We start from the raw sequence: 8,961 nt of genomic DNA on the forward strand, positions 1-8,961 counted from the left end.
AGGCCGACCCGGCGGACTGGCTGAGGATGTTCGACACCAACGTGCTCGGGGCGATGCGGCTGACCCAGGCCCTGCTGCCGGCGCTGGAGGCCGGCGGCGGGGGCCACATCGTGCTCACCGGCTCGATCGCCGGCTACACCGTCTACGAGGGCGGTGCCGGCTATTCGGCCGCCAAGTACGCCGCCCGGGCGATGATGGAGACGCTGCGGCTGGAACTCAACGGCCGCCCGGTCCGGCTCTCGGAGGTCGCTCCCGGGCTGGTCGCCACCGAGGAGTTCTCGCTGGTGCGTTTCCGCGGCGACGCCGCCCGCGCCGCCGCGGTGTACGAAGGGGTCGCCGAGCCGCTGACCGCCGAGGACGTGGCGGATGTGATCACCTTCGTGGCGACCCGGCCGGCACACGTGAACATCGACCTGGCGGTGGTCAAGCCGCTGGCCCAGGCCAGCCCCTACAAACTCGACCGGCGCCGCTGAGCACGAGCCGTTGACGAACCTGTGGTCTGCCCATACAGCCATTGATAAACCGGGCCGTCAGAGCGTGAACGACTCCACTCGATCGCGGCCGGCGCTCTTGGCGGCGTAGAGCGCGCTGTCGGCCACGTGCAGCAAGCTCTCGACGTCACCGCCGTTGTCCGGGTAGAGCGCCAGGCCGATCGAGGCGGAGAAGCCGCCGAGCGGTACCGCCGGGGCGTCCGGGCTGAAGACCTCGAGCTCGCGCACCCGGGCCAGGATCCGGCCGCTGACGGCTCGCGCGGTGGCCAGATCCACCTCGGGCAGGATCGCCACGAACTCCTCACCGCCGAACCGGCCGATGCTGTCGTACTGGCGCAGCTCAGTGGTCAACCGCTCGGCGACCGCGACCAGGACGGCATCGCCGACCAGGTGCCCGTAGGTGTCGTTCACCGCCTTGAACCGGTCCATGTCGATGATCATCACCGCCACGGTGTGCCGGTCCCGGGCAGCGCGGGCCAACTCCTTCTGCGCGATGTGGCGCCAGGCCACGGCGTTGAGCAGGCCGGTCTTGGGATCGGTGGTGGCGGCCACCTCCAGCTGCTTGATCAGTGCGCCACGCTGCAGCACCACCATCGGGACGATGCTGAGCACGGTCAGCCAGGGTGTGTACATCACCGTCAGCGCCGCCATGCCGCCCAGGCACAGGGTCGCGACCTCGAGGCCGTTCTCCTCGGCGGTGCCGAACAGCGCACGGACCGGAAGCGGCCGGGCAGCCAGGAAGATCGCGCCGGCGATCATCGTCGTGTTCACCGCGGTGTAGATCACCATGGTCAGCAGCACGATCGCGGCTTCGCCGGCGCTGCCCGACATGCCGGCCAGGTGCGGCGCGGTCAGGCCCAGGACCTCGGAGCCGGTGAGGCAGGCCAACACGACGGTGGCAGCCGTGAAGGCCTGGCGGTAGAGGTGGATGCCGGCGCGCAGCCGCAGCACCGTCATGGCCACCGAGATCAACAGTGCCAGCAGTGCCGACAAGCCCGCGGGCAGGGCGATCACGCCGGCGAACGTCCAGACCGAGGTCATGTCGACCCGATGGCTGTCGGCCATCCGGATCCGCATTCGTTCGATGCGCGGGGAGATCAGCTGGAAGGCGGCGAACAGAGCGGCCAGCACACCGAACCGGAGCAGGTCTGTCCGGTTCACCGTCTCGGTCGCCACGGCAACGACGGTCCATCCGGCAGCCGCGACTTCGGCGAGCAGCAGGTACCTGCTCAGATCCTTGGGCAGGGACCACAGCTCCCAGGAACGCAGCGCGACACCGCGCCTTCCCGGTTCGGGCGGTCCCACCGTCATACCGCTGTACTCCAGACCTTCGTTACGCTCCGAGCCTTCACAGTAACGGGTTCGTCGCGGTGTGTCACCGCATCGCCAGGACAAGGCAACCAGGTGACCAGGTGACAGAGAGCGACGGGCTTCCGTAGGATCTGTGACGCAGCGCCTTTTAATAGCGCAGAAACGGCCAGACCGGCTACTCACCTCTTGCCCGTCCAGCCGTGACCTTACACCGGTTTAGGCAACTCGGCTCACATTGGCTTTACTCTGAGCAGAAATAGGGCAAGGAGGTAGAAGCATGCACAACGACGGTTGGTAGAGGCTCCGCAGGCCGAAAAAATACCTCCCAGCCCAAAAAAAATTTGGTCGGATCCCTCCGGAGCTTTCTCCGGCCGCCGATCAAGACCGAAAGCAGGCCCACGTGAACAACCACGGCTGGTAGCCCGCACCACAACTCAGCGCCCCGTCCGAACACACGAACGAAAGGGCTCTCCCATGAACAACCACGGCTGGTAGACCCGACACACCTGCACCTTCGTCCCAACCGAACGACAAGGTCCCCCCGATGAACAACGACGGCTGGTAACCCCCGCCGCGGAAACCGACGCATCACCGGTGCCACCGAGTCAGCTCGGCACCGAGACCACCCCGTCAGGTGAGGGGGGTGGTCGCCGTCGCCATGCGCAGGGTCTTGGCGTGGCCGCCGCACGCGGCGGGGCCCTCCCCGCAGAGTGCCGGGAAGGGCCCCACGATCACGTGCGTCAGGCGGCGCAGTTGGCCAGCGGTCCCGCGGGAGCCCGCCCACCCGATGGGCCGAAGAACAGGCTCGCACAGTCGATGACGAACTGCGGGGTCTCCTCCTGGATCCAGTGCCCGGCACCCGGCGCCACCACCGTGCGCACGTCACCGGCCACGTTCTCGAACGACGTGCCGACCCCTGCCCCGAAGAGGAACTCCGCACCCATCGCCAGGACCGGCTGGGTGAGCCGCTTGGCTACGGCGTTCGCCTTGTTGTCCTCGGCGGCCGCGGCGAAGTGCCGGTAGTAGTTGTACGCGGCGCTACGGCGCGCCGGGTCGAGGTAGGCGTTGGTGTAGTACTCCCGGTCGATGGCCTCGGGAACCTTGGCGAAGACGAAGACGCCGTTGAGGTAGGTGCTCACGTCGTCGTCGTCGACGACCTCCTCCGGGATCGGGGCGGGCGCCATGTTGAGCCCGAAGTGGTAGCTCAACGTGTAGACGTCCTCGAGCCCGAATCCGGGCAGGGTCGAGTCGAGGACGGCCAGCCGGGTGACCTCACGGGGGTAGTCACGGGCCCAGTCGTAGGCGATGAGCACGCTCATGTCGTGCCCCATCAGCTCGACCTTGCGGTACCCGAGCCGGTTGGTTGCCTCGTGCAGCCGCGCTGCCGCGGTGGTCATCTCGTATCCAGCCTCCGGGATCGAGGATTGGCCGAGGCCGGGCAGGTCGAAGGCGATCACGGTGTGGTTACGAGCCAGCGCGGGCATGACATGACGCCATTCCCACCACGTCTCGGGCCAGCCGTGCAGCAGGACGAGCGCGGGACCTGAACCGCCCTTGACGTAGTGCAGATAACCGCCTTCGGTCTCGACGGTGCCGTGAGTGAATGACGAATCGAACAGGGCCTTTCCCTGCAGTGGTTCGGTCCTGGCCGGCGCGCTGGAGGCTGCATGCGCGCCCACGCCGGACAGGCCGACGACGAGCAGCAGGGCCGCGAGTCCGCCGATCGCCGCCTGCCGGAGGTTGACCAGCGCAGCTGGTGATCGATGGGTTTGGTTCTGGGACTTCATACTCAATCCCCTTTCGGGATGTGCTTGGGGGGGTCGAGTCTCACGTTGCTATAGATGCTGCTGTTAACCTACTCCCGTTTTGCGGCCTTTGTTATGAATGTTACTGATGAAAAAACGCAAGCCCCCGTTCACGTGCCATTCCCACTTTTAGGGAAGACACGTGCGGGGGCTTGCGTCCGGTTGATGTGAGAAGTTGACCGGTTTCTCACGCCGACCGTAGTAGGTGCCGTGCTAGGACGCGCCCAGCTCCGCCTCGGCGGTCGTGCGGGCCTGGCCGGTGGCATTGGGCAGTCCGGCGCCGGCGGTGATCAGGCCGCGCAGGCTGGTGTTGATGTAATTGCCCCAGCCCTCGGAGCAGGCGCCGTAGCACTCGTACTCGGGAACGAGGCCGACGTGGGTGAATACGACAGTGGTGGTGCCGTCCTCTTCCGAGATGTCGAAGTTGATCGTGGTGTCCGTCCACTCGGTCTTGTCCTCGGTGAAGCTGAAGTAGTTCTCCACCACCAGCCACGACACCTTCTGGCCGGGGATGAGGTCGGTCACGCGGATCTTGCACCGGTGCAGGTCCTGGAAGTGGTAGTTGAACTCGTCGCCGACCTGGTCGGTGCCGCCCTCGATCTCCTCGGACCACCAGCCGCGAGGGTTGTTGATGGCGTCGAAGACGTCCTTCGGTGACTGGTCCACCGAGAAGCTGGTGGTGAAGTTCTGACTGCTCACGATTACCCCTTGTGGTTCGCGGTACTTGGAAATGTGGGTTGCGATATCGCGGATATCGGCAGTGCGCCACCGGGCGCCATCGCCCGGCGATGGAGGCCTCCACCCGTACGGTCCACGACCTCACTCACCCACTTGAAACCCTAGTGGGGCAACTTGCATCACGCAAGTTACGCTGCGTGAGTCGCAGAAGGCACCATCAAAGATTGAGGAAACCCGAACGGTAACGTACCGCAACCGGCAATAAGCGCTCCGTAACGTAACGCCGCCGGGCGCTGTCCGTGCCGCAATCCCCTCAGCTGGGCCGGGTCGCCCTGGCCCAGAGCACGGTGAACCACACCGCGAGGCCCACCGCAACCGCGCCGGCCAGGCCAACCGCCGAGGCGGCCCCGAACCGGCTTGCCACTATGCCACCCAGCAGGATCCCGACTCCCTGGGCAGCAAGCAGGCCCGAGGCCGCGACTCCGATCGCCTGCGCCCGCCTGCTGTCCGGGACGGCACGGACGTACTCGGTGACGACCTGCACCTGATAGGCAGCGGCGGCGCCGCTGATCCCCCAGAGCACGATCGACAGCACGATAGGCGGATGCAGCCAGCACACCACCAGTGGCAGGCCGCCGGCGACGGCGAGCGCGGTCATCCAGGTCGGTCGCGACCTGATCGGGACCAGGCGCAGGAACAGATAGGTGCCGAGGGCGGTGCCGGCCGGACCGGCGGCCATCAGCAGGCCGATGCCGACGGCGCCGGCGCCGAGCGACTGGGCGTAAGGCGGCGCCACCCCCTCGGGTACGACATACAGCCCCAGCAACCAGGAGAACCCGAGCAGCGTGCGCAGCTTCGGGTCCTTGGCGACCAGCTTGGCGCCGGCGGTGATCGACGCCAGGTAGCTCGGCTCGCTGGCGCCGGATTCGCTGGCCGGCGCGGGCCGGCGGCGAACGCCGAGGCTGATCAGCAGCGCCGACACCGCGAAGGTCACCGCGTCGATGCCCAGACTGGCCCGGGCGCCGATGGCTGCCACCGCGATCCCACCGAAGGCGAATCCACCGAGCTGCGCCAGCTGGTTGGTGATGGTCCGCAGCCCCGTGCCGACGACGAAGGTCTCACCAGAAAGGATCTCAGGAAGCAGCGCGGACTCGGCAGCGCTGAACGGTGAGCCGACCAGGACGGCGAGGACCAGCAGCGTACAGACCAGCCAGAGCGGCGTGCCGGGGATCGACATCATCCCGAGCAGCACGGCCCGGATCAGGTCACCGGCGACCATCACGCGGCGGCGGGGCATCCGGTCGGCGAGTCCGGACAGCAACGCGCCACCGATCAGCGCGGGCAGGAAGGTCAGCGCGTAGGTGATCGCTGTCAACAGCGCCGAGGAGGTCCGCTCGAACACCAGCACCGACAGCGCAACCCGAGCCAGCTGATCCCCGGCCAGGGACTGGGCATCGGCGAGCCAGAGCACTCGGAACTCCGGAACCCGGAGCGCGTCGAGAAACGTCACGCGCCGAGAAGCTGCCACGCTCGCCACTTTTCGGACTTACCTCGCCTTCAGTGACACGGTAGCCGTTGGAGCGGGCTACTGAGTACACCCGGTGCACATTCGAGCACACATCGGTAGGCAGATTCACCTATTCCCGCATACAAGATTTCAGAAGGTGACCGAACGGGATACCTACGGTGAGCGCTTTCTAGAGCGGGCAGACCACGACCCGGTTCCGGCCGGCGTGCTTGGCCGCGTACAGCGCGGAGTCGGCGGCGTGCAGCAGGTCTTCCAGTTCGGTGCCGTGCTCAGGAAAGCAGCTGATGCCGATCGATGCCGACAGCCCGATCAACGGCGGCTGGTCCGGGATGGGGGCAGGCACCTCGAGCAGCTGGATCTGCTGCCGGACGCGCTCGGAGATGCTTACCGCTACCAGCTCGTCCACTCCGGAGAGCATCGCGACGAACTCCTCACCGCCGAAGCGCCCGATGGCGTCGTACTGGCGCAACTCGCGGACCAGGCAGTCGGCCACCGCCCGGAGCACCGCGTCACCGGCGATGTGGCCGTAGGTGTCGTTCACCAGCTTGAAGTTGTCCATGTCGATGATCAGCAGGGCGGCGGACTCATGCTCGCGCTGTGCCCGGGCCACCTCCCGCTTCGCCGTGTGTTGCCAGCTGGCGGCGTTCAGCAACCCGGTCTTGGCATCGGTCGTGGCGGCGATCTCGAGCTGCTTGGTGAGGACGCTGCGCTGGAGGACGAACAGCGGCGGGATCACGAGCACGCTCAGCAGCGGCTGGTTCGCCAGCGCCAACGCGGTCAGCCCGCCCAGGCACAGGGTGGCGAACTCGAGCGTCACGTCCTGCCCGTTCTCCAGCAGCTCGCGGAGCTTCACCGGGCGCACGGCCAGGTAGATCGCCACGAACAGGACGATGAAGTTGACGGCCGCGTAGGCCAGCATGGCTACCGCGACGGCGGTGATGGCCAGGAATGCCTGCCCGGAGCTGCCCACTCCAACGGGGAAGAGGTTCAGAACGACACGAGCGGTGAGGCACGAGGCGATCACCACCGCGGCGCCGAAGACCTGCCGGTAGGCGCGCATGCCGCTCTCACGCTCGTGGCGGATCCAGGCATAACCGAGCACGACTACACACAGCAGCACAGTAAGGGCCGATGGCAGGACCAGAGCCCCCGCAAACGTCCATACCGAGGTCATATCGACATGCCCGTAAGCTGCCAATCGCACCCGTAATCGGGCAATTCGGTTGGAAACTTGCTCGAAAACTACCCACAGTGCAAGCAGGATGCCGAGTCGGGCACCATCGGACACATCAGGGTCAGTGTTGATTACCAGACACAATGCCACTAAGAACATCAGTGCGTCGGCAGCCAGCACGAAAGCCAACATGGCCCGCGGCGTGGCCCAAAGATCCCATCCGCGGACCCTTGCCCACGGCGAGATCTGTGTGCCGCGTGCTGTTCGAGACATACACCCCACCCGGTTGCGCTTGCTCCGAAAACTAGTGGATCGCTGTGCGGTTGTCATCCTGAGAACTGCTCATATGTGCCAGAACCACTGGATACCACTGTTAAGGCCACTTAGCCATTGCAAAGATGCGCTGCGAAGGAGGCTCGGACATGCTCGACAACTGACGCTGGCCCTAAACCGCTGCCCCACCGAACCGATCCGAATCGTGAGGAGGGCCGCGTGCCCAGTGGCTGCGCCGCCCCCCTGACCCCGGCAAGCCGTCCCCGAACCACGCGGCGAGCCCGTCCCCGCACCCCCCGAAGGAGGCCTTCCGTGCTCGACAACTGGCGCTGGCCCTGACCCGGCGAACCACACGGCAAGCCCGTCCCACTACCCCCGAAGGAGGCCTTCCGTGCTCGACAACTGGCGCTGGCCGTAACCGGACAGCTCTTCTCAGGCCGAGGACCGGTCCTCGGCCACCCGCTCGGCTGGCGTTGCCAGCACGATCGGTTCCGCCAACTCGGGATGTGGTTCGGCCAACTCTGGCAGCTCCGTATGTGGTTCGGCCAACTCGGTATGTGGTTCGGCCAACCCTGTCACGTCCGAATGTGGGTCCGCCGAGGCGGCTCGGTGCCAATTCCAGGACAGGAGCACGGCCAGCCCCCCGCCCACGAGGCCGGCGGACGCAACGGCAGCGTTGACTCCCCACAGGCTGGCAACGGCGCCGCCGAGCAGCACTCCGAAACCCTGCACCGCCAGCAGCCCCGAGGAGGCGATACCGATGGCCTGCCCGCGCTGATGATCGGGCACGGTACGGACGAATACGGTGACAACCTGAACCTGGTAACCGAAGAACAACCCGCTCACCGTCCACAGCACCAGCGAGAGGACCAGGTTGGGGTGTAGCGCGCACAGCGCCAGGGGCACGCCGACGGCGACAGCCATCGGCCCCATCCAGACCGAACGCGCCTCGTTCGGCACGAAGCGCACCAACAGGTAGGTGCCGAGCGCGGTGCCGGCCGGCATCGACGCCAACAGCAGGCCGATGGCCACCGCGCCATGGTTCATGTCACTGGCATAGGGAGCGGCCACCCCTTCGGGCACCACGAACAGGCCCGCCAACCAGGAGAGCCCGATCAGGGTGCGCAGCTTCGGGTCTCCGAAGATCAGCGCCAGCACTGAGTTCAGCCCGCTCAGGAGGCCGGGACCTGCGCTGTGCTCCCCGGCGGGATCGGTCATCGCCGCCGGTCGTGCCTTGACCCCGACCATGATCAGAACGGCTGACACCCCGAAGGTCGCAGCGTCCAACGCGAGGCCGGCCCGGGCACCGATCAAGGCGATGACCAGTCCGCCACCGGCGAAGCCGGCCAGCTGGGCCAGCTGGTTGGTGATGCTGCGCAGGCCGGTGCCCACGATGTAATGCTCGCCGTCCAGCATGACCGGCATCAGCGAGGACTCCGCGGCCATGAACGGGGTCTCGGTCAGCACCGCCACCACCAGCAGGGCGCAGAGCAGCCAGATCGGCACGCGCGGGATGGCCATGCAACCCAGCAGCACGCACCGGATCACGTCACAGCCCACCATCACCTGGCGGCGGGGCAGCCGATCGGCAAGCCCGGACAGCAGCAGGCCGCCGAGCAGTGCCGGCGCGAAGGTGAGGGCGTAGGCCAATGCGGTGAGCAGCGCTGAGGAGGTGCGCTCGAAGACCAGCACCGCGAGCGC

7 protein-coding genes are annotated in these 8,961 nt (G+C 66.9%); 1 reads left to right on the plus strand and 6 read right to left on the minus strand.

Annotated features, from left to right (window positions below; translation table 11 throughout):
* On the plus strand, nt 1-473 hold a 473-nt coding region (locus VF542_RS10250; protein WP_408651606.1), incomplete at its 5' end, for an SDR family NAD(P)-dependent oxidoreductase.
* A 57-nt stretch (nt 474-530) separates the two neighbouring features.
* Here VF542_RS10250 and VF542_RS10255 read toward each other — a convergent pair.
* From VF542_RS10255 to VF542_RS10280, 6 genes are all read right to left on the minus strand, one after another.
* Complete coding sequence (locus VF542_RS10255; RefSeq protein WP_408651607.1) at nt 531-1,802, minus strand: GGDEF domain-containing protein; 1,272 nt, start codon at nt 1,800-1,802, stop codon at nt 531-533.
* Nucleotides 1,803-2,542: 740 nt separating this feature from the next.
* Nucleotides 2,543-3,589, minus strand: coding sequence for an alpha/beta fold hydrolase (locus tag VF542_RS10260; RefSeq protein WP_408651608.1), 1,047 nt, complete (start codon nt 3,587-3,589; stop codon nt 2,543-2,545).
* Nucleotides 3,590-3,820: 231 nt separating this feature from the next.
* Nucleotides 3,821-4,306: an SRPBCC family protein gene (locus VF542_RS10265; protein ID WP_408651609.1), complete on the minus strand. Its 486-nt coding sequence runs from the start codon at nt 4,304-4,306 to the stop codon at nt 3,821-3,823.
* A gap of 292 nt (nt 4,307-4,598) precedes the next feature.
* The gene (locus VF542_RS10270; protein WP_408651610.1) at nt 4,599-5,795 is read right to left on the minus strand and encodes an MFS transporter; all 1,197 of its coding nucleotides are present in this window, start codon (nt 5,793-5,795) and stop codon (nt 4,599-4,601) included.
* Nucleotides 5,796-5,982: 187 nt separating this feature from the next.
* On the minus strand, nt 5,983-6,873 hold the full coding sequence (locus VF542_RS10275; protein ID WP_408651611.1) for a GGDEF domain-containing protein: 891 nt from the start codon (nt 6,871-6,873) through the stop codon (nt 5,983-5,985).
* 819 nt (nt 6,874-7,692) lie between these two features.
* Nucleotides 7,693-8,961 (minus strand): MFS transporter (locus tag VF542_RS10280; RefSeq protein ID WP_408651612.1); only part of this gene is annotated, 1,269 nt, incomplete at its 5' end.

This window comes from Jatrophihabitans sp. (genome assembly GCF_036389215.1).
Lineage (GTDB): Bacteria > Actinomycetota > Actinomycetes > Mycobacteriales > Jatrophihabitantaceae > Jatrophihabitans_A.

Excerpts from the sequence above, each read along its gene's own strand:
- VF542_RS10275 (WP_408651611.1), bottom strand. The coding sequence starts at position 6,873 with ATGCGCGCCTACCGGCAGGTCTTCGGCGCCGCGGTGGTGATCGCCTCG.
- VF542_RS10260 (WP_408651608.1), bottom strand. The coding sequence starts at position 3,589 with ATGAAGTCCCAGAACCAAACCCATCGATCACCAGCTGCGCTGGTCAAC.
- VF542_RS10255 (WP_408651607.1), bottom strand. The coding sequence starts at position 1,802 with ATGACGGTGGGACCGCCCGAACCGGGAAGGCGCGGTGTCGCGCTGCGT.